Here is a 26,896-nt window from a genome sequence, read left to right as displayed (position 1 = left end):
GCTACTTTGCAGTTGTGCGATTCCAGTCGCAGTGAATCGCGAGCCGACCACGCCATTACGCACAAATACCGTCAGAACCAAACAGGAACGCTCCAATAGTGCACAAGGTCTGTGGAGAACGCTCATGCTGGCCGCACATTGGCATGGGGTTTTATGTGGGCGAGAGTTCAGAGTTCTGCGGGAGTGAGAACGATGAGAAAGCTGGAACCCGTCCAGAGAGGACGATCTGAAAGAGACCGTGGAACGGACCACGTTCAGGGGCAAGGCGCCAGCCGATAGATGGTTGCCCCGGATGATCGATCCGAATACCTTCTGGGTGGACATCCAGACAGCCAGTCCGGACGGTCAAGCCAAGCGGTTAAGCATCGAGATCGGAGTCGGTGCCGAACATCGCGGAGTAGACGGAACCGGAGGACTTGCGCAGATTGCGGCCGCTGGTGCCGGAGGTCTGGGAGGCGTCGAAGTCGTCGTCATCGCGGGCGTAGTTTTCGCGACCGGAACCGTAGCTTCTGTAGCCGCCGTAGCTGCCGCCCTTACGACCACGACCGTAGCCCTTGCGTCCCTTGCCCCGACCGTAGCGGCTGCGGGAGTCCTGCGAATCGCCTGCGGAACCCCAGCCGTCGGAGCAGCTGGAATCGAAGTCGTCGTCAAGATCCTCGTAGCGGGTGCCATCGAAGTCACGACCGCCACGACCACGGCGGGAGCCCCGGCCGCCGCGACCTCCACCTCCGTATTCGTCATCGTCATCGAACGAGCCGAATTTCGACGTCTTGTACAGCCCAAGGCAATGCGAACACGCACCACAACGGTAGAAGGATCCGCGGGAAGTCGAGTCCGCGCCGGAACCGGAGGCAGGGGCCGCGCCGGAACCACCGGGATTCGCGGCGGTCCGTTCACCGGCGGATTCCCCGACGCCCTCCCCGAAATATCGGAGCAATTCGGCGCGCAGGCAACCAGGTGTCTCACAGTAGCGCTCCATCGCATCCAGCCGACCCAGCGCCGCCTCCTTGGCCCGCTTCTGCTCCTCGTCGTCCATCGCGGCGTTGCCGAATGATTCGTCCACGCGTTTGCGCAGCCAGTCGAAATCGTCGTCGGCCCACAGCAGCAGGCTCACCGACTCCTTGCCGTCACGCCCCGCGCGACCCGCCTCCTGGTAATACTCCTCCAGGCTGTCGGTCGCGCCGTCGTTGATCACCCAGCGCACGTCCGGCTTGTCCACGCCCATGCCGAACGCACTCGTGGCGCAGATCACCTGGATCTCGCCGCGCAGGAACCGGTCCTGCACCGGGCCCTTGTCCGACTCCGGCATGCGCGCGTGGAAGTGCGCGGCCGCCACGCCGGCGTCGAGCAGCGCCTGCTCCAGCTCCTCGGTACGCGCACGGCTGTTGCAGTACACGATGCCGCACTGGCCCTTGTGCGCCACGGCCCAGTCCACGATCGCGCGCTCGCGGCTCCAGCGTTTGACGAACCGCACGTCGAAGCGAATATTCGGACGGTCGAAGGTGGTGGTCACGCGAATGGGATCGATCTGTCCGAGGTTGGCGATGATCTCGTTGCGCGTGGCGGGCGTGGCGGTGGCCGTGAACGCGGCGATGACCGGGCGGGCCGGCAGGTGCGCGGACAACGATTCGACGAACGCTCGGATGCCCAGATACGCGGGGCGGAAGTCCTGGCCCCACTGCAGCACGCAGTGCGCCTCGTCCACCGCGATCAGATCGATGGGGGCCCGATGGGCGAACGCCGCAAAATCGTTGGTATGCAGGCGTTCCGGCGCCACGTAGAGCAGTTTGATGTGACCGGCGAGCGCGGCGGCGTAGATGCGCTGGCGTTCGGGGCCCGCCGTGCCCGAGTCGATGAGCGCGGCGGCGATGTGGCGCTTGGCGAGCGATTGTACCTGGTCTCGCATGAGCGCGCGCAGCGGGGTGATGACGAGCGTGAGACGCAGGGCGATCGCCGGCAGTTGGTAGCACACTGATTTGCCGGCGCCGGTGGGCAGCACGGCGAGCACGTCGCGGTGGTTCATGATGGCGTTGACCACGTCGGCCTGTCCGGTACGGAACGAGGTGTAGCCGAAGTTGCGTTCGAGGGCCTTGAGCGCGAAAGGGGTGAAGTCGCGGATGGGATTTGTCGGAGTAGGGCTTGGCACGGAGGAGCTCATATGCGCGAGCATAGGGCAGAGGCGCGATGTGATTCGTTTTGTGACGTGCGGTGTGCGGTTTTCTTCGATTGGACACGGCGGAAGACCGAGGTCTCAGGCGGGACCGGTTCACAAATCGAAGATACCTTGGGGAGGCAAAATCGAGCATGCTTGGAATCGTCGCTATTGCAACGATTCCAGCCGGCTGGTTCAAGACCTTGCTGGGATATCTTCGATTTGTGAACCGGCGCGGCCCGTGCCCCTCGAACGAACCGAACATTCCCTCACATTCATCGTGCGATTTTCGGTCATGTGTAGCAAAACCATGCAAGCATTGCCGCACGGCAATACCGATGTGGAGAACGGAGCCGGTGAGCGACTAGGCTGGGGGAAAAGAGCCGCAATAGAGCACCACATGTGCGCGAGGGAAAGGCGTGAAGGCGATGAGCGAGACAGGAAAGACGCAGTTCTGCCCGCAATGCGGGGCCCCGCGTATGGAGGGCGCCAATTTCTGCGCGAAATGTGGGCACAGGTTCGCCGCGGCGCCGATTCAGGATGACACGGTGATTCAGGCACCGGGCCTGAATGCCGGTCCGGTGCCGTTGCCGGCCGAAGCCGCGGGACCATTGCCTGCACCAGCGCAGATGCCACCATCGTTCGTACCCCAAACGCAGGCGGAATCGGTTCCGCACACGGCGGAGGACCTCGGCGAAACGGAGATCCTGCCTCCGCAGCGGTTCGGCGGTCCAAAGCCAGGAGCGGTTCGGCCGGGAGCCGTGCACGAAGGCACGGCGCAGCCGGTCTCCATACAACCGGAGCACAATTCCAGAACAGCCGCCACGGGAACAGGGGGATCGTCAGCACCGATCACACCCGCCGCACAGCCGAATCCGGGTGCATTCCAGATTGCGCCGGAGACCGGGGACATTGCGCCGTGGGGCGTGACCGCGGAGGAGCGCGAAGCCGCGCAGGAAGCCGCCAAGGAAGCGGCTCGCGAGGCCGCGCGCGAAGCGGTGCCGGGAGCGGAACCCCAGCACGGCAGGCATACGCCGTTCATCGCCGCACAGCCGGTGTACGAGGCGCAGCCGCTGGAATCGCTGGTGGCCCGCACCGAGGCGATCGCCGCGGCACGAGCGGAAGAAGAGGCTCGGGAGCAGGCTGAAGAAGCGCAGGAGCCCGCACAGGCCGAGTCGAGTGGAAACAGCGCTGATGCGCCCTCCCTCAGCCCGACAAAGTCGGACAGTCCACTCCCCCAGAAGGAGCACGCGGCCAAGGAAACCACCGGAGAGTCCGAAGCCAGCTCCGTAGGTGAAGCGACGACCGCGTTCGACCCTCTGGCGGCCTTGGCCGAGGAGGAAGCGGCCGCTACAGGCGCTGGCCAGGCTGATCAAACCGAAGCCGGTGCAGGAGTGCAGTCCTCCCCCAGTCCGACTTTGCCGGACGGCGCCTCCTCTCGGGAGGAGCACAAGGAGAAGGAACCCGAAGCCAGCTCCGTAGGTGAAGAGACGGTGGCATTCAATCCGCTGGCCGCACTGGCTGAGGAGGAGGCCGCCGATGCAAGTGCTCACGGCCTGCACGCTCAGCCCGGAGAACACCCGGCACCGAACCCGGCACCGAACGCTGATGACGTAGACACTCCCGCCCACGTTCCCGAAAGCGAACACGGAACCGGTACGCCCTCCCCCAGTCCCGCAACGTCGGGCAATGCCCTTTCCCAGGAGGAGCACGTCACCACGGTCAACAATACTTCTGCGACCACTTCGATTGGCGAGGAGACAACGGCGTTTGATCCGTTGGCCGCGCTTGAGGACGAGGACGACAGGACCGTGCTGTCTCCTCCGCAGATCGATGACGATACCGTTCCGTCAGCATCTGAAATAGATGACCGTACGGTGATTTCCGACCCGACGCGAGCCGATGCGATTGAAACCGCAACCGGGAACGAGCCGGATCCGGTTCGCGAGGCGGAGGAGACCACGGCGTTCAACCCGCTGGAATGGTTCGACGATACTGCGGAGAATGACGCTCAGCCGGGCATTGCCGTATTGGGTGAAACCGCGCCGACTTCGTTGAATACCGTCGCCGTCCCCGCAAAGGCCTCCGTACCGCAGGCTTCGGAGGAACAGGCAGCGCAGGCGATTCCTACGGGACCGGCCATGCCGCCGGCGATCCCTCCCACCACCGCGCTGCCGCAGAACACTGCGGAACCGTCCGGCGGTCAGGAGACCGTGGCCATGGCACCGGTTCCCTCCCCAACCGCAACGACCAACAATCCGATGGCGAATACCACGCATCCGGAGGAACAGGCCACGCAGGCGATCCCCGTCAAGCAGATGAAGACCCTTCTGGCCGGAGCGGGTGTCGCAGGAATCGTCGGAACCGCTGCGGCCGCACATCCAACGGCCGCGGCCGCCTCAGAAACGACTACTCCGGCATCCGCTACGGGCCCGGCATCCGAATCCGCAACCGTCCCCTCCTCCGCGGAGACCACGGTGATCAAACCGTCGGCCGTCACGCATGACGCCGACATCCCCCATACCACCGCACTGCCGTTGTCCAATACGACCGGCGGGAAGGATACGCCGGCAGCCGTTCCGACATCCTCCACGACCGCGCCCGAAGAGACGATCGCCATGACTCCGTTGACGACTCCGGCAACACCGTCAGCACCGTCAGCCACACCAGCACCGGAAAACCAGCCCGTTCGCACAGCGCGTTCGGCGTCGTCGACCGCGGAGCCGACCGTACAGGATCCGTCACAGCCGACCGTGCAGTCGTCCACCCGCCCGTCGATTCTTGCACCGGTCACGCCGGCACAATCCGCACCGCAGTCGGCGCTCGACGAACTTGCCCAGTTTGCCGTGCCGGACGACGAGGATGACGAGGTTCCGTTCCTCGGCAAGGTCGACGACAAGACCGTCGTGGATCAGACCATGGCCTATCAGCAGCCGGTAGCGTCGGCAACGTCATCGGCAACATCCGAGACGATGGCCATGCCGTCGGCGTTCGCGCCGAACGGCCAGCAGACGTCATACGGACAGTTTGGTCAGCCCGGTCAGCCCGACGGCGCATACGGAACGAACACCTACGGCGACAACGCCGCATACGGCAATCAGTACGGTGGATCCACCGCCCCGACTCCGACCACGACCGGCGGATACGGCAACGGTTCAATTCCCGGCGGCTCCACGCCCAATGTGCCCGGCACCCCCAATGGGCCGGGCAGCGGACAGGTTCCCGGTGGGCCGATCGGCAACGCCCCCGCCCCCAAGCCCAAGCGCAGGCATACGGGGGCGATCGTCGCGGCCGTGATCTGCGTGATCGCGCTCGTAGCGGCCGCCGGCGGCTATGCGCTGTGGCGGAACCGCGAGCATCAGGCCGCGGTCAGCGCCTGCACTGAAGCGCAGTCCTCGTTCGACAAGTCGGCGACCACGTTGTCGAATTCGATCACCAAGGGCAAGCAGGCGATCAGCGATACCCAGTATGACGAGGTGAGCGATCAGACCGCCATCACCAGTCTGAACAATCTGGTCAACACCTCTACGGACGATGGCTCGTCGGAATCGTGCAGCGTCGACCGCACCACCGCGCAGCTCAACGCGAGCGCCGATAAATTCAAGTCGCTGGCCAAAAGCAACGTCACGCTCGCGTCGAAAATCGACAACGGCGTGACCACGCTCAAGGGCAGCAAGGCCAGCAAAACGCTTGCGGACGCCAAGAGCACGCTGGAGTCCACGCTCAGCAAGGCCAAGGAGCTCATGACGTCGGCCACCGGCAACGTAACCGATGAAACCGTGCTCACCGCACTGCAGCAGGCCATCAGCGACGCGAGCACGCTGATGCAGAGCCTGACCGATGCGGATTCGTCCAAGGTCACCGCGTCGGCGCTGAACAAGGCGTCTGACACGTTGGAGACCGCCATGGAGAAGGTGAACGCGTCGGTCAAGGCCAAGCAGGCGGCTGACGACAAGACCCGATGCCAGAACATCGCCGGCAACTACGGCATGTGGCAGGGCAGTATGCAGCTTACCGTGAGCGCCGACTGCAGCATCAGCATGCAGGACGCCGGCGAGGCGAGCGGGTCGAGCGGCGCGTACTCGTACACCGCGGATTCGTATAAGGAGAACGGCGACGGCACGGTCACGTGGAGTCTGTCGAACAACGAGACGATGACGTACTATCCGGCCGGCAAGGAAGCGCCAAGCATCAAGCAGTTCATCGACGCGCTCGGCAACGGCGAGACCGATCCGACCGTGAATCTCCCCAAGATCGAAACCGGCGACGGCTCAGCGTATGTGGGCTGAATGCGTATAAAAAACGCCAGAGGCGTTTTTAGCATTCAGGCGAGCCGACAGGCGAGCAAACAAAACGCGGCCGCAGGCCGACAACACTTGCAGGACTGAGTCCGTTAAGAAAACGCCAGAGGCGTTTTTAGGACTTAGGCGAGCCGACAGGCGAGCCAACAAAACGCCCGGCGGCAGCCGGGACCACACTTGCGGAACGAATGCCTGAAAAAACGCCCGCGGAGGCCCTCCCTCAGTCCGCCTTCGTCGGCCAGCTCCCTCCCTTGGAGGGAGCACAAAGCGACTGCGCCGCTTCGGCGCACGTCACCTCATCAGTCACGCATTCGCGTGACAGCTTCCCCTCAAGGGGAAGCCGGCATTGCCGGATGAGCTCGCACAGCGACACGCAGCCTTCCCCTTGAGGGGAAGGTGGCCGGCGAAGCCGGACGGATGAGGTGACGTGCGCCGGCAACCTCACTGCGAGGCTTGCTCACGAGCGAGGTCGAGGGCGGAGTTGAACGCGTCGGACGTCCAGCTGGCGCCGGCCACGTTGTCGATCTTCAGTCCCTTGAGCTGCTTGCCATCCACCACGCCGGGGATGGCCTGGATGAACGCGTCCTGATGGTCCTTGGAGATGCTGGTGAGCGGATGGCCCACCACCTGCACGTCCGTGATCACGCCGTTCGCGATCGTCAGGGTGACGTCGATGCTGTCCTCGTTGACCGGACCGTACACGCCTTTGATCGAGTATGTACCGTCCTTGTAGTTGCCGGTGTCCTTCGACGACGCGTCGTCGGAGGCCGACGAAGACGCGGATGAAGATGATGAATCGGACGATCCGGTGGACGGCGAAGCCGACGACTCCCCCGAGTTGCCGGCGTATTCGTCGTCCATCGGCACCGCCTTGGAATGCGGGCTTCCGCAGCCGCCGAGCAGTGCGCCGACCACCACCAGACCGGCGAGCGCGCCGGCCGCGGTCTTTACGGTCTTGTTGGTCATGTCAGTTCCTCCCCTGTTGATTGCCTATCCCCACGGTACACGGATCACGGCACGGATTTCACAGCGCCAAATGGACTAAATCCGCGTTTTACTCCATCAAACAGTCGCAAATCAGCCGGAACAGCGACCATTTGGTGGAGTAAAGTACCGAGCCACCGCTCTCACCGCTCTTGTTTACTCCTCGCCGCCGGTCTTGGCGGCCTTGGTCGGGTCGGCGAACCCGATCGCGGTCTCGCCGGTCTGCGCGCCTTCGGACTTGCTGCCCGTGGATGCGGGCTTGCCGCCGGCCGCCTCGTACTTGGCGCGCGCGTCCTCGTCGTTCCACTTCTCACCCACGAGCACGCCGTGGTTGAGCATAATCTCACGTTCGGCGCAGCTGGCGACCAGCGCGTCGTGCGTCACGACGATGATCGTGGTGCCCTGTTCGTGCAGCTGACGGAACAGGTCAAGCACGATCTTCTCGTTCTTCTCGTCCAGGTTGCCGGTGGGCTCGTCGGCGAGGATCAGCTTCGGGCAGTTGATGAGCGCGCGAGCGATGCACACTCGCTGCTGTTCGCCGCCGGACAGCTGGCCCGGCAGGTGGTGGGCGCGATCCTTGAGGCCCACGCGGTCCAGAGCCTCGAGCGCCTCCTTCTCGTTGACCACCGAATGGTAGTACTGCGCGACCATCACGTTTTCCACGGCGGTCAGATGCGGCACCAGATAGAACTTCTGGAACACGAGACCGATCAGGTTCTTACGCACATCGGCCAGCTGCGTGGCGTTGAGATCCTCGAGCTTGCGTCCCTCGAGGGAAACCGAGCCCTTGCTCGGGGTGTCCATGCAGCCGATCATGTTCATCAGCGTGGTCTTGCCCGAGCCGGACGAGCCGACGATGGCGAGCCATTCGCCCTCCGGCACGGTGAGGGACAGGTCGTCCACGGCGTGCAACGAGCCGTAGATCTTGGAGATGTGATCAAGTTCCAGAAGCATTGGAGATCCTTTGTGACGGTTGGGGATTGACGATTATTCTTCACGCAGCACGATGGCGGGGTCGATGCGGGAGGCGCGGCGCACGGGCACGATCGACGCGACCACGGCGATCAGCACGCTGAGCACCACCGACGCCAATCCCAGCAGCCAGTTGAACGACAGCGTCCGTTCGAACACAGTCTGGCACAGTACGCGCGCGAACACGTAGCCGATGCCCGTGCCCACCACGCCGCCGAGCAGACCATAGAGCGCCGACTCCACGTAGAATTCGGCGCCCACCGACGCGGAGCTCGCACCCAGCGCCTTGCGCAGACCGATTTCGTTGCGGCGCTGCGAGACGATCGACGCCATGGTCGTGCTCACGCCCACGAGCGTCAGCACCAGCACCACGACCGACACCAGCCAGAACAGCGTCTGCAGCATGGTGATGATGCGCGTGTTCGACGACGTGATCTTGCTGACCTGCTGTGCCTTCACACCCAACGACGACGATTTGTTGATTCGATTAACGAGCTGCGTGAGCTGATCGGCGGACGCCTCGGAGGAGAACTCGATCACATCGCTGCCGCGCTCGCCGGCCAGTTTGGTCAGGTCATCGTTCGTGGCGTATACGATCTCGTCCTCGCTGCCGCCGGTGTCGACGATGCCGGCCACGCGGAACTCGGTGCCGTCGGTGTTGAGAATGTCGGTGGACACGCGTCCGTCACGCGACGACTGGCCCGTGGACTGCGCCTGCGTTTCGGCGGACGTCGTACCGGCGGTCGTGCTGTCGTTCGGCACTGCGGTGGCGTTCGATCCGGCCGAACCGGACGTGCCGGACGAGCTCGCCCCGGCCGCATTGTCCGACGCACGATACGCGATCTTGATCGCCGAACCGATCTCCAATCCCATCGCGTCGGCCACATCACGACCCACAAGCACACGGCCCTCGCTCGGCCACTTGCCGTCGACCACCCAATGGCGGTTGAGGTCGCGCACCTGATTCACGTCAATGCCGCCAAGCACGTAGGGTGCCGAGTTGATGCGCACCGTCTCGTAACGGTAGGTGGCCGACTTGGCGGAACCGGCGGCCTCGACCGTCTTCTCGACCGACGACACCGTGTCGGCACTCAGTCCGGCGGCACTCGACGCCTCGTTCGGCGTGACGATCAGATTCGCGCCATACGCACGCATCTCGGCACTCATCTGCTGCGGCACCACCAGGCACACGGCGGCCAGACAGAACAGCGTCGCCGCGCCCACCATCGACGAGACGACGGCCATCACGGCACGCGAACGGCGACGGAACACCGCGCCGAAGATCATGGCGAAGAACATACGCCGATTCGTCATCGGCTTGCGAATCTTGCCGGCCTTTTCGACCTTGCTATCAGCGGCCATGCAGCACCTCCGCGGGACGCAGCCTCAGAATCGAACGGATCGACGACACCGAGGCGATGAGAATCGTAATGGCCAGCAGCACGAACACCAGCACGAACACCATGGGACGCATCGTGATGCCCGAACCGAACACCACCTGTCCCACGATCTGTGCCACGCCCGAGCCCAGACCGGCGCCGATGAGCGCGCCCACGAGCGAGATCACCGCCGTCTCGGCCAGCATCAGACGGGACACCGCGCCATCCGTGGCGCCGATGGCCTTGAGCAGCGCCAGCTCGTTGCCGCGCTCGCCGATCGACGCGGCCATGAGGTTCGCCACGGCGATGGCGGCGGCGACCAGGCTCAGCGCGGTCATAAGGATCATCACGGCGCGGGTCTTGTTCATCACGTCGCCCTGCAGCGCGGCCACCTGCCGCACCTGCTTGGCCACCGAACCGGGGATGACCTCCTCGATCTGGTAGGCGATGGAGCTCGCGTACGCGGTGCAGTACCAGGTCTCCCACTCCTCGGACGTCAGCGCGGCCGGGTTCTTGGCGGCCTTGCGCGCCAGATCGTTCTCCGGCGTGGTGAGCGCCTTGACCTCGATCTTGTCGACGGAGTCAGGCAGATCGGCCAGCGTCTGCGCCACCGAGCTCGCCATGTACAGCGAGTTGGCCGCGTCGTCGCCGGAGTCGTATGTGCCGACGATCTTCACCGGCTGCACGTTGTTCACGCCGGACGCGGTGGTCTTGGTCAGCGTGAGCGTATCGCCGATCTTCACGCCGAGCTTGTCGGCCAGGTTCACGCCGATCATCGCCTGATCGGTGTCGTCCTTGGGCCAAGCGCCCTGCACGGTCCACCAGGAACGCATGCCCTGCACGCCCACCACGGTGGATTCGCCAGTGTCGAGTTTGAGCGTCTTGTTGAACCACGTGCCCACGATCGGGATGCTGACCTGACCGCTGCCGCCGTTCACGCCGGCGTTCGCATGGATATTGAGCTGCGGCGCGAAGTTGGTGATGTTGAACGCCCAGAAGATCGTCTTGATGTTCTTTGCGTCCGACTCCTTGAGGAACGACGTGGGATCGCTGGTCGTGCCGGAGCCGCCCGTCGAATCGGACGTGCCGGCCGCACCCGCCGCGTCGTCCGTGGAATACAGATCGGAGATCACGGCGTCGGACTTCGGCTGCACGGTGATGTTGGAGCCGTACGTCGACAGTTCGGCGTTGAGCTTGTCGCCCACGTCGAACACGACGCCGAGCATGGCCACGCTCACCGTGGCGGACAGGCACACGGTGACGGCGATCAGCAGACGACGTTTGAACTGCCTGCTGAACGACCGGAAAATCATACGAAGAAAGAACACGCTTCACCTCCCCTTACTTGAAGTGCTGCGACAGCGCGTCGAGATCCGCCGTCTGGATGGTGATCTTGCCGTTGCCGATCTTGTAGTTGAACGGGATCGGGTTGCAACCGCCCTTGAATCCGATGGTGGCGAGGTTGATCGCCACGTCGCAGCGCTTGCAGATGATCTTGCCGTTCTCCTCGTAGTAGCCGGCGTCGCCGCACGTCTCGCACGCGTCCAGACCGATGCCGTATGCGCCGCCGTTCTTCTTGATGATGATGAAGCGCATGGTGGTGCCGTCCTTCGCCTTGTATTCAAAGCGGTGCAGATGGCCGTCCTCCACCTGGGAGAAGTTGATCGTGGCCACGCCCTTGCTCAGCGAATACGGTTCCGGCGGCGAAAGCTCGGGCACCTTGTTGTTCTCGTAGACGCCGAACGTGAGTGCCACGGTCACGCCGATCATGGCGACGAGACTCCACACGCTGGCCGCCAGCGCGCGACGCTTGAATGCGATGTGCGTACGGGCGATGGCCTCGTTCGCGCCGGTCCTCGGCATCCTGAATCCGGCGATCAGCGATGCGACGACGGGGATGACGAACACGAGCGCCTGCGCGAGCGTGAACTGGATCTCGTGGTTGTGGAAGAAGATGAGGGCGCGGAACGCCGGGCCGTGCAGCACCAGGATCAGCATGTTCATCATCAGCGAGAACAGGTCGGTCAGGTGGCGGATGAGGATCAGCACGACCAGCAGCGCCGCCGCCGCGGTGAACGATGCGCGGACGGCCGTGGAGCGCATCGTACGGAAGATGGCCGCCGTGACGATGGCGGTGCCCACGCCGAGCAGGAAGCCGAGCGCGCGCAGCAGCATTTCGGAGGTGAACGGCGACTTGCCGGTCTCCACGAAGTTGGTCAGCTGCAGGATCACGTCGGGCGTGATGTAGAAGGTGGTGCATGCGATGCCGGCCGCGGCGGCGAAGTTGCCGAGATGCAGCGCGACCGCATGGTCATGCCAGTTCTTCGTAAGTCTGTGTGCGGTGAGTACGACGGCGATCATGGCCACGTCGAACACGACCGCGAGGATCAGCGCCGGCAGGTTCACCGTGGAGCGACGATCGATGACGGCCGTGCCGCGCAGCGTGGCGAACACGAGCGCACCGAGCAGGCCCAGGATCAGGCCGATGAGACGCCAGTTCGCGCTTTTCGGTTTGTCGCGTCCCTCACCCACGGTGAGCAGTACGCTCATCACCATGACCAGCAGGCATGGCGACAGCATACCCGGCAACGCCTGCACGTATTGTCCAAGCATTCATCAGCCTTTCGTTGTTGATGTTCAGTTGTGTATTGGTTGTGTCACGTTATGCGTTATGCCACGTGTTTTCATCCAAAAACGCGTAGAGGGCATTCCGGCGATTCACCTCCCGCAGGGGAGCGAATCGGCGGAATGCCCTAGGGTGTAAGTTCCCGGTCAGCCCCTTGCGGGGCGTATCAGAACGTTACGCCACTGCGAATGGTACCGCGATCACCACTGGTGAACGGTGTAGTCCCAATCGAAGGAGGCGGTCAGCGGCTCGGTCCAGAAGCGGCCCTTCACACCGGTCTCGGGATCCACGTGCAGGGTCCAGCCGTTCTCCTGCGGGGAGTGGATGGTGAAGGTGAGCTTGTACTCGCCGTCCTTGTCGAGCTTCAGGTTGGCGCCGTAGTGCGGACCGTCGTCGGCGTTCATTTCCATGAACGTACCCTGCTGCACGTTGTTCGGATCGTTCTTGTCCTCGATCTTGTAGTCCACGGTCAGCTTCGGGATGAACTCGCCCTCGGCGTAGCCCAGCTGGTTGTTCTTCAGGGCGTGGATGTCGGCCTCGAGGTGGAGGTTCGACTCGGCGGCGGACAGGCCCTGGCCTTCGGGGTACATGTCGACGGGCTGGAAGTACACGGCGGCCACGTTCAGCGGGCCGACCTCCTGGTCGTCGCCGATCGGGATCTCTTCGAAGCCGGCGCCGCCGTCGGTGCTCTTGGACTCGGTGGTCTTGGAGCTGGAGGAGGAAGCGCTCTTGTCGGAGCTGGAGGAGGCGTTGGAGTTGCCGCAGGCGGCGAGCGAGAACGCCATGGCACCGGCGGCCACGACGGCCAGCAGAGCCTTGATCTTGTTCTTCATCATTTCTCTTTTCCTTTTCTGTTGGGATTTTGGAAAAATCTTGGGGTTGTGTTCGCGGGTCGCGTCTGCGTCTACTTGGCGGGCTCGGCGGATGCGAGCTTGGCCTTGGCCTTGCGCTGCTTGATGAAGCCGACCACGAACAGGGCGATCACGGCGACCGCGGCGATGGCCTGGGCCACGATGGTCTCCACGTACGGGTAGAAGCCGAGCCAGTCGTTGGTGGGCACGCCGTTGAGGTACATGCCACCCAGGGCGTCACCCTCGATCAGTGCGTGCACGCCGCCGCCGGCGAAGACGACCACGAGGATGGACATCAGGATCGAGGTGACCAGGAAGAACGGGCCGATCGGGATCTTCACGGAGGTGAAGCGGATGATCAGGAACACGATCACCAGCACCACGGCCGCGGCGATGCCGCCGATCCACATGCCTCGCGAGTCACGGCTCATCGAGTAGATCGACTCGTAGAAGATCACGGTTTCGGCGCCCTCGCGGAACACGGCGAGGAAGCTCAGCATGGCGAGCGAGACCATGGTGCCCACGGTCGTCTTCTCGCCAGCGGAGGCCACTGCGTCGGCGGAGGCCACTGCGGACTCGGTCTTGTTCTTGATGTACTTGTTCCACGCTTCGACGCTGGACTTGTTGAGCATCCAGTTGCTGGTCCACAGCAGCATGCCCATGGCGATCAGGGCGCACACGCCCTCCATGATCTCCTGGATCGGGCCGCTGCCGCCGAAGAGCAGGCCGAAGAGCACGGCCACCACGCCGGAGCCGGCCAGACCGGCCAGCACGCCGACGTAGATCCACTTGACGAAGCGCTTGTTCTCGGACTTGATCAGGTAGGCGATGATGGCGGCCACCACGAGCAGCGCCTCAAGGCCCTCACGGATGAGGATCAGGAAGGCCTGGCCGACGGAGCTGGTGATGAACTTGGTGAAGCCGTTGACGTTGTCCGCGGCGCCGCCGTCAAGCTTGCCGGCGTCCTCCACCAGCATGGACTTGAGGCTGGTGATGTGCTGGGTGGCATCCTCACCGGCCACCATGGCCTTGCGGGCCTCCTTGAACGTGGATTCCACCTTGGAGACGCGGTCGCCGCCGATGGCGTTCATCACGTTCTTCTCGAAGCCGAGTTTCTCGTAGTACTGGTAGTAGGCGTTGTTGACGAGGTCGGAGCCCTTGCGGCCGTCGCCGGCCTTGGCGGCCTTGAGCGCCTTGTCGAGGATCGGGGTCATCTCGTTGGCCACGTCGGTCCAGGTGCGGTCGCCCTTGCCGGTGTTCTTGTTGACCTTGTTGGCCTCGAGCGTCTTGCGCTGGGCGTTGGTCTTCTCGGCGCGGGCCGTGTAGTATTCCTGCGGCTTGAGCAGGTCGGAGGCGTTGTCGAGCTGGGTCGCGGTGTCGGCGATGTCGGCGGTCAGCGTGGCGATGCCGGAGTCGATGTCGCCTTCCTTGCCCTGCTGGTAGGCCAGCGACTTGATCGTATTGAACTGCTGCTGCTGCGACTGGAACTTCTCCTGGCCGAGCTTATCGATCGTGGCCTGGGAGAAGTTGGTGGACACGTAGGTGATGCTGTAGGCGGAGTTGAACGCGGAGGATGCGCCGGAATGGTCACCGTTCTTGTAGTCGGTGGAGCCTTCGTTCAGCTGCTCGGCGATCTTGTCGGAGATCTGGGTCCACGTGGTGTAGTCGAACGACGCCTTGGTCGGCACGCCGTCGGAGCCGGACGCGGCCAACGCGGCGTTCGGGGACACGAAGAGCGCCGCCACCATAAGCACCGCCATGATCACGGCCGCGAAGACACGAATGACGCCGCGGACCGCGCCGCCGGAGATGCCGGCAACGGCGTTTCGCCCATGGCGTACGAGTGTCATGCTCAGTGAACGCATAGATTCCTCTCAATTTCCGCCACTGCGGATCCCCTCTCGAAAACCAATGTTTTCAATAGTTCCACAGCATTTTCATGAACCGTTACGGAAACTTAGAGCCACTTTCCCGAAAAAGAAAGTCTTGACATTTTTAGGGGTGCGTGGTAATTGGCGGCCTCCCCTAGGTCAGAATAGGGTGTGAGCGCTCACAAAACGGTGTGCGCCTTATGTTTTGTCCATTTGTGTAAATTATTGGCATCGCCCAAAAAATCGTCTCGATAGTTGGGATAACACGAATCGAAGATACCCGCAAAGCTGCGGCGGAAATCCGCGGGAGTTGCTCGGATAACGTCGATTTGTGAACCGCCGCCCTTCACGACATTCTCAGAACCTCACATTTCCAAGACCGAATCGTACAAAACCGCCCATAAACGATCACACATCCCGACGATTCCCTTCCGGTACAGGGAGCATAATCGCAGAACTGCAAAGTACCGAATCACAAAATCTTGAAACCGTTGCAATTACAGGGCTTCCGAGGCGGGTGAAAAAGCTACTTTGCAGTTCTGCGATTTTTCCCGAGTTCATTCCTTCCGAAAAACGCGGGGCCGGCCTCCGACCTACCATGAAACCCATGGAGAACTTCCCCGGAAACGTATGCCACGGCTCATCAACGCCCTTGGAATCCGGCGTCCCCGCGAACGGGAACGCGCCCCAACCAGGGCGAAAGCCTTCGGAAGGCCCCGCCGTCGTCAGCTTTCCCAACGCTTTGGGAGGCGGGATCATCATCACCTCATCGCAGCAGATCACCTCCTCCCTGCACGACCGCATGGCATCACGTATCGACGAATTCGAACGGGCGCTGTCACGGTTTCGCGAGGATTCGACCGTTTCGGCCATGGCCCGCTCCCCGCACGGAGGCCGGTTCGAATTCCCCGACTTCACACGCCCGCTGTTCGCGTTCTACGATCGCATGTTCGCCGCGACCGAAGGTGCGATCGACCCGTGCGTGGGCGAGGACCTTACGCGCCTGGGCTATGACGCGAATCTGACGTTCCGCATGGAATCCGGGGCGTTCGCACATCTCGGCCGGGAACACGGACGCGCCACCTGGGACTCGGTGCGCCGCGACGGCACGACGCTCGTCACCACGGGCCCGGTACGGCTGGATTTCGGAGCCGCGGGCAAAGGATACATGGTGGATCTGCTTGGAGAGATGCTGGAACGGTATGACAGGGAGCGGCTCGAAGAACATGGCGACGATCGCAACGGGACAGAGCCACTGCGGTATGTGATCGACGCCGGCGGCGATCTGCGCGTACGTGTGTACGACAGTCGCGGAACCAAACCGGGGACGACCGAGCGGACTCCGGAGTCCGGGTTGGTGGGCCGGCAGGAAAATCCGAACGGACGGGATGCGAATGAACGGCCCGAAGTCTGCCCGGGCTTCGGGTACCGGCCGGCCCGCATCGCGCTCGAGGATCCGGACAACACTACGCGCGCCGTGGGCGTTCTCGAGCTCACGCATGCATCCCTATGCGCGTCGGCCCCGAGTCGACGGCATTGGCCGGTGTCAGGAGCCGAGACCTTGCACGAGGCCCATCACCTGCTCAACGCGCTCGATGGGCTGCCGGCCAACGATGTACGCGCATCGTGGGTGTTGTTCGACGGCGCAGACTCCGAACCGTATCCGACCATGGTAGCGGATGGACTGGCGACGGCATTGTTCGTCACATCGGCGGCGAGGCTTGCCGAGTCCTGTGATTTCCAATGCGCGATCATCACCGAGGAGCGGATCCTAGCCAAGTCGCGGAGCTTCCCGGGACAATTCTTTGTGGCCTGACCGAGCACATACCCGGCTCCCCTCAACGAGGGGAGCCCACGCCCCACCCCACAGACCGGGTCAACGGTCCACGGAGTCGTTGAGGAAACGCAGTTCGTCGGGGGTGAGGATCAGCCGCGTGGCGGCGAAGGAGTCCTGAATCTCGTGCGGATTGCGGGCGCTGGGGATCGTGAACAGACGGTCGTACTGGGCCATCTCCCACGCCAGCACCACGCGCTGGTACGAGCAGTCGTGCACGGCGGCCACCGTACGGAACGCGTCGTATTTGCGCTGGTCGATCTTGTCGAGGAATCCGCCGAGCGGCGACCAGCAGACGAACGCCAGTCCGCGCTGTTCGCAGTATTCGAGCGTATGGTCCGGGTCGGGGAATGAGGGCGAGAACTGGTTCTGCACGGCCACGAACGCATCGTCGAGGATCTCGCTCGCCGTTTCGATGTCGGCGGCGTCCACGCGGGAGATGCCCACGTAGCGAACCACGCCCTCGTCGACGAGCTGGCGGAACGCGCCCATCTGCTCGTCGTACGGCACCTGTGGATCGTGGCAGTGCGAGTAGAGCAGGCTCAGCGTATCGGCGCCGAGTCGAAGCGCAGATTCCTTGGCCTGACGGATGATGGTTTCGGGGCGGGCGTCGGCCTGCCATCCGTATTCGCCGAAGTTGTTGCCGGATACGGCGCCGGTCTGATCGGCGATGGCGGAACGGTCGGCGTCGGACGCGGCGGGATCAGCAGTCTCGGCGGGCGCATCCGGCACGGGCGCCGGCGCGGACAGCGTGCGCAGCCATCCGGTCTTGGTGGCCACCAGCACCTCGTCGCGAGGGCCGTTCCACGTGTGCAGCGCATCGTAGACGAGCTTTTCGCCGTAGCCGAGATCCTCGGGCTCCCCGGTGCCGGGCTTACTCGGCAGATAATACGACCATGCGGTGTCGAGGTAGCGCACGCCCTCGTCGAGCGCCGCGTGGATCGTGTCGATGGCCTCGCGCCGGCCCGTCGGTCGTCCTTCGATGGCGAGCGCCATCGTGCCCATGCCCAGTCTCGGTGTCTCGAATCCTGCCAGCTGTGCCATGCGAGTCCCCTTTCACTGCCCGGCGGGCGGTCATACGTTGCGCCGCGGGCGTTGCTGCGCCACGCGGGACGTGGTTATCCTCACGATCGTCTCCGTCGTCTCTCAACCCTCCACCTTAGCGGGTGAATACGCTTCGCACGATCTGCGTTTCCCGAAGCGCAGTGGCCGCCGAGGTCACGAATCCAGCAGCGTGGTGTGTCCGTTCACCGTGATCTCGATGCGCAGATGGCCGCCGACGGCCTCCACGTAGCGTTTCAGCGTGCCGACCTTGATCGAGTCGATTTCGCCGTTTTCGATCTGTGAGATGCGTGGCTGGGAGATGTGCAGCGCGCGTGCCAGCGCCTGCTGCGGGATGTGGAGTTTTCGCCGCAGTTCGCGGAGCTTGTATGCGCGGATCTCGGCGATCATGCGCTTCTTCTCGCGTTCCACGGCGGCTTCGTCGACCGGACGGATTTTCAGAATGTCATCGATGGTCATCGGCTTCATTGCGTTCCTCCATATACGTGTTCCATCGTTGTTCGGCCAGAGGGATGTTGGTTTTGTACCATGCATCCCACTTTCCCCGTTTGTCTCCCGCCACCAGCATGACAGCTCGTCGTTCGGGATCGAATGCGAACAGCATTCTGATTTCGCTGATTCCGGATGATGGCGGCCGTAGTTCTTTGAGATTGTGAATGGATGAGTACCGGATCGAATCCACCAAAGGCCGTCCCAGCATAGGTCCACGCTCCCCCAGTATTTCCAGAGAGGCCATGACCTGTGCATAGGTTTCCTCGTCCAAGGACAGCAGCCAGTCCCCGATGAGTTCGAGTCGCACCACCCATCGTTGTCTTCTGCGTGAATATAACGTTTTCATTATATCCTCCGTTTCTGTTCGCGTCGTCGTTGACGTGTTCAGATTGCGGAGGAATGGATGGGAAGCGTAAGAGGAAGCGACGAATGTGCGCCGGTGCGGCCCCCTGCGGGTTCCTTTTTGGGGGTATAGAGGGCGTGGCTCCCCTCAGTCACCGATAGCGGGTTGAGTTGTGCTGCGGTGATTGAGTTTTTGCCGCGGCTCCCCTCAGTCCGCCGGTGGCGGACAGCTCCCCTCAGAGAGGGGAGCCACCGGATGCGCCCCTGTCGGATTTGGGATCGCGGCTCCCCGCTCTGAGGCCGGGGCCGTTAGAAAACGCCGGCGGCGTTTTTAAGGCTCGGGCGAGCCGAAAGGCGAGCTAGGAATCCGCGACCGGCACGGTCATCCATTATCACAGGACGAGCTGTCGGCGCAGCCGACTGAGGGGAGCCGACCGCTCCGAACTAAGCATCGAGGTCGCCGACACCCAGCACAGGTCCGTCGAGACCGCTCCGACGCCTACGCGGCGAGGGTGGCGAACTGGCTGTTGTAGAGGTCGGCGTAGAAGCCGCCGTCGGCGAGCAGTTCGTCGTGCGTGCCGCGTTCGATGATGTCGCCGTCCTTCATCACGAGGATCATGTCGGCGTTCTTGATCGTGGACAGGCGGTGTGCGATCACGAACGACGTACGTCCCACGGTCAGCTGGTCCATGGCCTTCTGGATCAGCTCCTCGGTGCGCGTGTCCACGGACGAAGTGGCCTCGTCGAGGATCAGGATCGGCGCGTCCTGGATCATGGCTCGCGCGATGGTGAGCAGCTGCTTCTGGCCTGCGGACAGGCTGGTGTTGTCGTTGAGCACGGTGTCGTAGCCGTCGGGCAGCGAGCGGATGAAGCGGTCGAGGCCCACGGCGCGGCAGGCGGCCTGCACCTGTTCGTCGGTCACGCCCTTCTTGGAGTACACGATGTTCTCGCGGATCGTGCCCTCGAAGGTCCACGTGTCCTGCAGCACCATGGCGAACTGGTCGTGCACTTCGGCGCGCGGCACAGACGCGGTGGAGACGCCGTCGATGCGGATGTCGCCGCCGTTGAGATCGTAGAAGCGCATGAGCAGGTTGACCATGGTGGTCTTGCCGGCGCCGGTCGGGCCCACGATCGCCACCTTCTGCCCGGCCTTTACGCTGGCGCTGAAGTCGTGGATCACCGGCTCGCCCGGCTTGTAGCCGAAGCGCACGTGGTCGAACTCCACGTCGCCGCGCAGACCGTTGGCGTCGCCGGCCTCGTCGGTGATGTGACGGCCCTCGAGCGCGGTCTCGTCGCTCATCTCCGGCTCCTCAAGGAAGCCGAACACACGCTCGGACGCGGCGGCGCAGCGCTGCAGGTTCTGGAACGCCTGCGCGAACTGCGACAGCGGCTGCGTGTACAGGCGGATGTACATCATGAACGCCACGATCACGCCGAACTCGATGTCGCCGTTCATGGCGAGCGCCGCGCCCACAACGCACACGGCCACGTAGCCGAGGTTGCCCACGAACTGCATGATCGGCATCATCAGACCGGACAGGAACTGCGACTTCCAGCCGGACACGTACAGACGGTCGTTGTACTTCTCGAACTGGTCGATCGACGAATCCTCACCGGAGTAGGCCTTGACGATCGTATGGCCGGCGTACATCTCCTCCACGTGGCCGTTGACCTCGCCGAGCGCGAGCTGCTGCAGCGTGAAGTACTTCTGCGACGCCTTCATGATGATCATCATGATGATCAGGCCGATCACGCTCACGCCGATCGCGGTGAGCGTCATGGTCACGTTGTTATAAAACATCATGACGAGCGATCCGACGAACAGCGTGGCCGCGGTGATGAGCGATCCCAACGACTGGCCGAGCGTCTGGCCGATGGCGTCCACGTCGTTGGTGATGCGGCTGAGCACGTCGCCGTAGCTGACCTTGTCGAAGTACTTGAGCGGCAGACGGTTGATCTTCTTCGAGATCTCGTCACGCAGACGCTGGGCGGTGCGCTGGGTGACGCTGGCCATGATCCAGCTCTGCACGTAGGTGAGCAGCGCGTAGCCGACGTAGAGCACCACGAGCGTGACGCATATGCGCGTGACGGCGTCCATGTCGATCGAGTTCATGACCGGACGGCCGTTGACCATGGCGGGCAGGCCCTTGGTGATCTCGTTGGTGACGTCCTTGAGTTTGTCCGGTCCGATGATCTGGCAGACGGTTCCGGCGGCGCCGAGAATCAGCGCGATGATCATCGCGGGCAGATACCGCTTGCAGAAGCGGACGAGTTTGCCCATGATCTTGCCGAAGTCCTGCGGTTTTTCGACCGCGGTACGCGGTCCCATTGGTCCTGGCATTGGTTCTCCTTAAGTTCTATATGCAGTTGAAGCGTTTTGCTCGGCCGACTCCTCCCCTACGCGGCGAGCTCGGTCTGGGAAAGCTGGGATTCGGCGATCTCGCGGTAGACGTCACAGGTTTCGAGCAGTTCCTTGTGCGTGCCGTGGCCGACCACGCGGCCGTCGTCAAGCACGATGATCTGGTCGGCGTGCATGATCGTTCCGATGCGCTGCGCGACGATCAGCTTGGTCGAGTCGGCGCATTCGCGGGCGAGGGCCTCGCGCACCTCGCGGTCGGTACGGAAGTCAAGCGCGGAGAACGAATCGTCGAACACGAGGATCTCCGGGTGACGCCATACCGCGCGGGCGATGGACAGTCGCTGCTTCTGGCCGCCGGACACGTTGGAGCCGCCCTGGGCGATCTCGGAGTCGATGCCGCGGGGCATCTTGTTCACGAACTCGCCGGCCTGGGCCACGTCGATGGCGGCGTGCACGGAGTCGGGGTCGACGGCGCCGGACGAGGCGGTGTCCACGCCGGCCGCGGTCGTATCGCCGTACGCCACGTTGCTGGCCACCGTGCCCTTGAACATCACGGAACGCTGTGGCACGTAGCCGATCCTGTCGCGCAGCGCCTTGAGCTCGTAGTCGCGCACGTCCACGCCGTCGACGAGCACCTGGCCTTCGGTGGCGTCGTAGAAGCGCGGCACGAGGTTCACGAGCGTGGACTTGCCGGAGCCGGTGGATCCGATGAACGCCACGGTCTGGCCGGGCTCGGCCTTGAAGCTCACGTGTTCGAGCATCGGCTCGCGCGAATCGGGGTACGTGAACGTCACATCGCGGAACTCGACCTCGCCGCGCAGCTCGTTGCCGGCGGCGTCGCGCTCGCCGGCGGTGCGGGTGCCGTCGGTCACGGTCGGCTTGGTGTCGAGCACTTCGAGCACGCGCTTGGCGGACACGTCGGCGCGCGGCCAGAGCACGAACACCATGCTCATCATGAGGAAGCTCATGATCACCTGCACGGAGTAGCTGGAGAACACCACCATGTTGGAGAACAGGGTGAGCTTGTCGGTCATGTCGGCCGCGTCGATCAGGTAGGCGCCGATCCAGTACACGGCGAGCATCAGGCCGTTCATCACGGTGTTCATGAGCGGCATCATCACGCTCATCGCGCGGTTGGTGAACAGCTGTGTCTCGGTCAGGTCGGTGTTGGCCTTGTCGAACTTGGCCTCCTGATAGTCCTCGGCGTTGTAGGCGCGCACCACGCGCAGGCCGGTGAGGTTTTCACGTGAAACGCGATTGATGTTGTCGGTGAGCGTCTGCATGGCCTTGAACTTGGGCATGACCAGCGCCATGAGAATTGCGACGGCGACCATGAGGATCGCGACGGCCACACCGGTGGCGACGGTCCATTCGAAGCCCTTGCCGGCGATCTTGCACACGGCCCACACGGCCATGATCGGCGACTGCACGAGCAGCATCAGACCCATGGTCACGAACATCTGGATCTGCGTGATGTCGTTCGTGGATCGGGTGATCAGACTGGCCGACGAGAACCGGTTCATCTCGGCCGGACCGAACGATTCGACGCGCTTGAACTCCAGCGAGCGCAGACGCTGACTGAACGATGCGCCCACGCGCGCGGTGATCAGCGAGACGAGGATCATGCACACGACGGCGCCGAGCGAGACGGCAAGCATTTTGCCGCCGGCCACCCAGATGTCGTGCATCTCGCTGCCGGGCGTCTCGACAAGTCGGGTGATGTCGGCCATGTAGTCGGGCAGTTCCAGATTGAACCAGATCTGTGCGATGACGAGCAGCAGGCCGACGAACAGCTGCCCCCATTCGGCCTTGGATAGGTATTTGCTAATTCTGATCACGGTTGTTCCCCTATGGTTTCTTTCCTTGCGGTTTTTATTTTGGGTAGTCATTATTTACAGTGTTCAAGATGAGGCAAAAGGAAACCCCGGACGCACCGGGGTCGCCGTCATGCCGTCACGGCAGTGCCGTCAGGTCAGAGCGCACACGGCGGCCCTTCGGGCGGCGACGGAAAGCCTTCGTCAAGCATGTAGCCGGCGAACTCCTTGCATCGGTCGAGAAATTGCCTGGTATGCTCCTCCCCCATGTGCTCGAATACACGGATGAAACGGTCATGCATCTGTGTAAAGGCCTCACGATCCGCTTCGCGCCCAGCGTCGGTGACACTCACCAGCACGTTGCGACGGTTGGACGGATCGGTTTCGCGTACGATCATCCCCTTTTTCTCCAGCCGGTCCAGGATCGCGGACACGCGACCCGGGCTCACGCCGAGCGCATCGGATATACGCCCCGGCGTCAGCGGCACGCTCGACACAGCCAGCATGTGCAGCGCCGGCATCTCGCCCTTGGCCCCGCGGCTGACCTTGTCGATTGCCTTGCCGCGAGTGCGCATCGAGAGCGCGAACATCTCCGCGACCGCATCCTCGGCAAATCCCATGGCATTCCCTTTCTCGATTCACCGCTTCTGCGATCGCGCCGGCATTGCTGCCGGACCCGTCGTCCCCTTGCGGCTTCCGAGATATTTTCTACCACCAATATTTTATAGTGTCAAATATCGGCGTTCCCCACGGAAGGGCGCACCGGCTCTTTCGGTTTCGATGGACAGAATCCCGCCGGTGACATGCGGTACGACTACCCTCGGTACACGTTGACCGAACGATGCCGGCACCGACACCATCGGCGAAGGCACCCGTACCGCACGTTTCACGTGGAACATTTGCCAACAGCAGCCAGACCCACGCGGAGCATGCCGCAAGACTCAGAGAGGAAGGGAAACGCCATGGCCGAAAACCAATCGACCAAGCCGCGCGAGACCGACGACGTGCCGGTCCCCGCATCATTACGCAAATCACTGAAGAACCGCCACATCCAGCTCATCGCGCTCGGCGGCGCCATCGGCACGGGCCTGTTCTACGGCTCGTCCGAATCCATCGCGCTCGCCGGCCCGTCGATCCTGCTGGCCTACCTGATCGGCGGCCTCGCGATCTTCATGATCGTGCGCGCGCTGTCCGAGATGTCGGTAGAGGATCCGAAGGCCGGCGCCTTCAGCTACTACGCCACCCAGTACTGGTCCAAGCGCGCCGGATTCGTGTCCGGCTGGAACTACTGGTTCAACTACATCCTCGTGTCGATGGTGGAGCTGTCCGTGGTCGGCTCGTTCGTGAACTACTGGTTCCCCGCCATCCCGACGTGGGTGTCGGCGGCCGCGTTCCTCATTATCATCGCGGCGGCCAACCTGCTTGGCGTTAGCCAGTTCGGCGAGTTCGAGTTCTGGTTCGCCATCATCAAGATCGTGGCCGTGGTGGCCATGATCCTCGGCGGCCTTGCCGTGATCGTCTTCGCGCTGCCCACCGATTCCGGCGTACCCGCCAGCTTCGCCAACTGGTTCAACATCGACGGCGGATTCTTCCCGAACGGTCTGATGTCGCAGTCCTCCGACGGCTCGTGGACCGGCCTGCTCATGGCGCTCGTCGTGGTGATGTTCAGCTTCGGCGGCACCGAGCTCATCGGCATCACCGCCGGCGAGACCGAGGATCCGCGCCGCACCATCCCGCGTGCGACCAACGACATCATCTGGCGAATCCTCGTCTTCTACATCGGTGCGCTCGGCGTGATCATGGCCGTGGTGCCGTGGAACACGATCGACGGCAAGTCCAGCCCGTTCGTGCAGATCTTCGACTCCGTGGGCGTGCACGTGGCCGCCGGCATCCTCAACTTCGTGTGCCTCACCGCCGTGATGAGCGTCTACAACTCCGGCCTGTACGCCAACTCCCGCATGCTGTACTCGCTCGCCAAGCAGGGCAACGCCCCCGCCTACCTCGGCAAGCTCAACAAGAACGGTGTGCCCGTGGCCGGCGTACTCACCTCCGCCGTAATCACCGCCATCGCCGTGGTCGTGGTGTTCCTGTGGCCCGAGTTCGCGTTCAACTACCTGATGTCGATCGCCACCATCGCCGGTGTGATCAACTGGACGATGATCATGATCACCGAGATGAAGTTCCGCCGCGTGGCAGAAGCCGGCAAGGCGCCGGAAGACTCCGCGCTGCACGGACTCTCCGGCAAGGAGGCGCTCGCCGCGATCCACTTCAAGCTGCCGTTCGCCAAGGTCACCCCGTGGGTGGTGCTCGCGTTCCTCGCGCTCGTGGTGGTGCTCATGTGCTTCTCGCCGAGCTACCGCGTGGCCGTGATCGCCGGCGTGATCTGGCTCGCGATCCTGTTCGTCAGCTACCAGCTCACCCAGGTGAAGAAGTAAAGGACGCTCGACCCCGTTGCGCTCCCCGGAGGGGCATGAACCGGGAGGCATGAGATACGCAACATGCCCATACCCGCTCGTGCTCCCTCCTAGGGAGGGAGCTGTCCGCCCGTTAGGCGGACTGAGGGAGGGCCTTCGCCACCATAATCAAATCCAACAGTGCCCGAACCGCCCCCGACGGTCCGGGCACTGTCATATCCGCCGGAACATCGACGTCCCGTGCGATTCACAGCATCAAACGGAAGTTTGCGGTAGGGTCGGACGGGTGTTTGGCGCTGTGAATCGCGAGGGGTGCGCGGTGGCATCGCACTCGGAACCTTGTTCAGCACCGGTCCCAGAAGCGCACCAGCGCCTTGGCGAAGGGCTCGGGCTGATCGTCCTGGGCGAGATGACCGGCGTTATCGAACGCGATCGGCGTGATGCCAAGCGCGGCGGCCTCGCCGTCATAGACATCGTTCGGCCAGACGTCGTCGTTTTTGCCATACATGATATTGATCGGCACGTCATGTTTCACGTGAAACATTTTGAGTTCGTCAGTCACATCGTCGAACTTCGTCATGAAATCGGCGACCGATGCGAGATGATACTTCGACGACGCATGCATGCACTGACGGAACAGCTCAGCCAGACGATCGGCCTGCGGCTCGTCGCGCAGCTTCGGCCGATACGCCCAGTACATGACCATCGGTCCGAGCAGACGAATGATCGCAGGCCCCGCCTTGATCACCGGAGACAGTTTCACGGGCACCGCGCCGGAATCGAACACCGTCAGCGAGCGCAGCAGTTCCGGCCGACGCAGCGCCACACGCCGTGCCACCACTCCCCCAAAACTATGACCGACCAGATCAATCGGACGATCATCGGCGCCCAGTCGTTCCAACACCTCGCAGCCATCGGCCACGAAATCGTCAAGCGCATAGGAGTTCCGGTCGTTCGGCGCCGCGGAATCAGCCTGGCCGCGCTGCGAATACGCGACGATGGCGAAATCGTCATGACCGGTCGAGCACAGTTCGCGCCACAGATACGGAAAGAACGGAATGAAGTCCTCCTTGGACCCGGTGAATCCCGGAATGAACACGGCCACGCGCCTGGCGGTGTCGAGATTGCGCGACGCCATGGCCGTGAGGCGCCCCACCGAGCAGTCGATGCCGAACGTGCGCATGAACTCCGGCGTATCAAACGGCCCGAACTGCGGCACCCGCGGAAATCGCGGGAATCTGAGCTTATCGTCCATGACGCATCTCCTTGGTGATATCACCTTATGGTGTATCACATTCGGCGACATCCCAGCCCGATGTTCTGAGGGGAATCTCAGGCTTAAGCGCTCGGGCCCCTCCCTCTGTCACGGCGCCCGCCGTGGCATCTCCCTCCCACGGAGGGAGAACAAACCAGTACAAGCCACACACCAGAGTTCTCCCTCCT

Annotated in this window: 18 protein-coding genes; 3 read left to right on the top strand and 15 right to left on the bottom strand. The window is 63.3% G+C overall.

Annotated features, from left to right (window positions below):
• Positions 1–358: 358 nt before the first annotated feature.
• Positions 359–2,146, bottom strand: coding sequence for a RecQ family ATP-dependent DNA helicase (locus D2E23_RS10095; RefSeq protein WP_164520780.1), 1,788 nt, complete (start codon positions 2,144–2,146; stop codon positions 359–361).
• A gap of 434 nt (positions 2,147–2,580) precedes the next feature.
• On the opposite strand from D2E23_RS10095, the gene D2E23_RS10090 reads away from it, so the two are divergent.
• The gene (locus D2E23_RS10090; protein ID WP_126030778.1) at positions 2,581–6,441 is read left to right on the top strand and encodes a zinc ribbon domain-containing protein; all 3,861 of its coding nucleotides are present in this window, start codon (positions 2,581–2,583) and stop codon (positions 6,439–6,441) included.
• Positions 6,442–6,894: 453 nt separating this feature from the next.
• On the opposite strand, the gene D2E23_RS10085 is transcribed toward D2E23_RS10090, so the two are convergent.
• The 7 genes from D2E23_RS10085 to D2E23_RS10055 form a co-directional block, all read right to left on the bottom strand.
• Positions 6,895–7,419 carry an FMN-binding protein gene (locus D2E23_RS10085; protein ID WP_126030777.1) on the bottom strand — a complete coding sequence of 175 codons (525 nt, stop codon included), beginning with the start codon at positions 7,417–7,419 and terminating at the stop codon, positions 6,895–6,897.
• Positions 7,420–7,593: 174 nt separating this feature from the next.
• Entirely contained in the window at positions 7,594–8,391 is a 798-nt protein-coding gene (locus D2E23_RS10080) for an ABC transporter ATP-binding protein (RefSeq protein WP_126030776.1), read from the bottom strand.
• Positions 8,392–8,424: 33 nt separating this feature from the next.
• On the bottom strand, positions 8,425–9,723 hold the full coding sequence (locus D2E23_RS10075; RefSeq protein WP_126030784.1) for an ABC transporter permease: 1,299 nt from the start codon (positions 9,721–9,723) through the stop codon (positions 8,425–8,427).
• 37 nt (positions 9,724–9,760) lie between these two features.
• Positions 9,761–11,116 (bottom strand): ABC transporter permease, encoded by a 1,356-nt coding sequence (locus tag D2E23_RS10070; protein ID WP_126030775.1) that lies wholly within the window; start codon positions 11,114–11,116, stop codon positions 9,761–9,763.
• A 13-nt stretch (positions 11,117–11,129) separates the two neighbouring features.
• Positions 11,130–12,401, bottom strand: coding sequence for a Fe-S-containing protein (locus tag D2E23_RS10065; protein ID WP_126030774.1), 1,272 nt, complete (start codon positions 12,399–12,401; stop codon positions 11,130–11,132).
• 213 nt (positions 12,402–12,614) lie between these two features.
• A complete protein-coding gene (locus tag D2E23_RS10060; RefSeq protein WP_198947574.1) occupies positions 12,615–13,250 on the bottom strand; it encodes an iron transporter in 636 nt (211 codons plus the stop codon).
• A 68-nt stretch (positions 13,251–13,318) separates the two neighbouring features.
• Positions 13,319–15,025 carry an FTR1 family iron permease gene (locus D2E23_RS10055; protein ID WP_126030783.1) on the bottom strand — a complete coding sequence of 569 codons (1,707 nt, stop codon included), beginning with the start codon at positions 15,023–15,025 and terminating at the stop codon, positions 13,319–13,321.
• A gap of 628 nt (positions 15,026–15,653) precedes the next feature.
• Between D2E23_RS10055 and D2E23_RS10050 the strand changes: the two genes are divergently transcribed.
• Positions 15,654–16,952 (top strand): FAD:protein FMN transferase, encoded by a 1,299-nt coding sequence (locus D2E23_RS10050; RefSeq protein WP_126030773.1) that lies wholly within the window; start codon positions 15,654–15,656, stop codon positions 16,950–16,952.
• A gap of 60 nt (positions 16,953–17,012) precedes the next feature.
• Here the strand turns inward: D2E23_RS10050 and D2E23_RS10045 are convergent, their stop codons facing one another.
• From D2E23_RS10045 to D2E23_RS10020, 6 genes are all read right to left on the bottom strand, one after another.
• Positions 17,013–18,014 carry an aldo/keto reductase gene (locus tag D2E23_RS10045; protein WP_126030772.1) on the bottom strand — a complete coding sequence of 334 codons (1,002 nt, stop codon included), beginning with the start codon at positions 18,012–18,014 and terminating at the stop codon, positions 17,013–17,015.
• A gap of 174 nt (positions 18,015–18,188) precedes the next feature.
• The gene (locus D2E23_RS10040; RefSeq protein ID WP_206432039.1) at positions 18,189–18,500 is read right to left on the bottom strand and encodes a helix-turn-helix domain-containing protein; all 312 of its coding nucleotides are present in this window, start codon (positions 18,498–18,500) and stop codon (positions 18,189–18,191) included.
• Positions 18,478–18,831 (bottom strand): type II toxin-antitoxin system RelE/ParE family toxin, encoded by a 354-nt coding sequence (locus tag D2E23_RS10035; RefSeq protein ID WP_241227280.1) that lies wholly within the window; start codon positions 18,829–18,831, stop codon positions 18,478–18,480. The genes D2E23_RS10040 and D2E23_RS10035 overlap by 23 nt, the downstream gene beginning before the upstream one ends.
• A gap of 534 nt (positions 18,832–19,365) precedes the next feature.
• Complete coding sequence (locus D2E23_RS10030; RefSeq protein ID WP_126030770.1) at positions 19,366–21,207, bottom strand: ABC transporter ATP-binding protein; 1,842 nt, start codon at positions 21,205–21,207, stop codon at positions 19,366–19,368.
• Positions 21,208–21,263: 56 nt separating this feature from the next.
• Positions 21,264–23,063 (bottom strand): ABC transporter ATP-binding protein, encoded by a 1,800-nt coding sequence (locus D2E23_RS10025; RefSeq protein WP_126030769.1) that lies wholly within the window; start codon positions 23,061–23,063, stop codon positions 21,264–21,266.
• Between the two features lie 134 nt (positions 23,064–23,197).
• Positions 23,198–23,659 (bottom strand): MarR family winged helix-turn-helix transcriptional regulator, encoded by a 462-nt coding sequence (locus tag D2E23_RS10020; RefSeq protein ID WP_126030768.1) that lies wholly within the window; start codon positions 23,657–23,659, stop codon positions 23,198–23,200.
• 342 nt (positions 23,660–24,001) lie between these two features.
• On the opposite strand from D2E23_RS10020, the gene D2E23_RS10015 reads away from it, so the two are divergent.
• Entirely contained in the window at positions 24,002–25,474 is a 1,473-nt protein-coding gene (locus D2E23_RS10015) for an amino acid permease (protein WP_126030767.1), read from the top strand.
• Positions 25,475–25,796: 322 nt separating this feature from the next.
• On the opposite strand, the gene D2E23_RS10010 is transcribed toward D2E23_RS10015, so the two are convergent.
• Positions 25,797–26,708, bottom strand: coding sequence for an alpha/beta fold hydrolase (locus D2E23_RS10010; RefSeq protein ID WP_164520779.1), 912 nt, complete (start codon positions 26,706–26,708; stop codon positions 25,797–25,799).
• Between the last annotated feature and the right edge of the window lie 188 nt (positions 26,709–26,896).

The organism is Bifidobacterium callimiconis (assembly GCF_003952005.1).
GTDB lineage: Bacteria > Actinomycetota > Actinomycetes > Actinomycetales > Bifidobacteriaceae > Galliscardovia > Galliscardovia callimiconis.
This window is presented reverse-complemented; position numbering and strand designations above follow the sequence as displayed.

Coding starts and splice junctions, on each gene's coding strand:
- D2E23_RS10090 (WP_126030778.1), top strand. CDS start 2,581: ATGAGCGAGACAGGAAAGACGCAGTTCTGCCCGCAATGCGGGGCCCCG.
- D2E23_RS10085 (WP_126030777.1), bottom strand. CDS start 7,419: ATGACCAACAAGACCGTAAAGACCGCGGCCGGCGCGCTCGCCGGTCTG.
- D2E23_RS10080 (WP_126030776.1), bottom strand. CDS start 8,391: ATGCTTCTGGAACTTGATCACATCTCCAAGATCTACGGCTCGTTGCAC.
- D2E23_RS10075 (WP_126030784.1), bottom strand. CDS start 9,723: ATGACGAATCGGCGTATGTTCTTCGCCATGATCTTCGGCGCGGTGTTC.
- D2E23_RS10065 (WP_126030774.1), bottom strand. CDS start 12,401: ATGCTTGGACAATACGTGCAGGCGTTGCCGGGTATGCTGTCGCCATGC.
- D2E23_RS10060 (WP_198947574.1), bottom strand. CDS start 13,250: ATGATGAAGAACAAGATCAAGGCTCTGCTGGCCGTCGTGGCCGCCGGT.
- D2E23_RS10055 (WP_126030783.1), bottom strand. CDS start 15,025: ATGGCGGTGCTTATGGTGGCGGCGCTCTTCGTGTCCCCGAACGCCGCG.
- D2E23_RS10045 (WP_126030772.1), bottom strand. CDS start 18,014: ATGGCACAGCTGGCAGGATTCGAGACACCGAGACTGGGCATGGGCACG.
- D2E23_RS10040 (WP_206432039.1), bottom strand. CDS start 18,500: ATGAAGCCGATGACCATCGATGACATTCTGAAAATCCGTCCGGTCGAC.
- D2E23_RS10030 (WP_126030770.1), bottom strand. CDS start 21,207: ATGCCAGGACCAATGGGACCGCGTACCGCGGTCGAAAAACCGCAGGAC.
- D2E23_RS10020 (WP_126030768.1), bottom strand. CDS start 23,659: ATGGGATTTGCCGAGGATGCGGTCGCGGAGATGTTCGCGCTCTCGATG.
- D2E23_RS10015 (WP_126030767.1), top strand. CDS start 24,002: ATGGCCGAAAACCAATCGACCAAGCCGCGCGAGACCGACGACGTGCCG.
- D2E23_RS10010 (WP_164520779.1), bottom strand. CDS start 26,708: ATGGACGATAAGCTCAGATTCCCGCGATTTCCGCGGGTGCCGCAGTTC.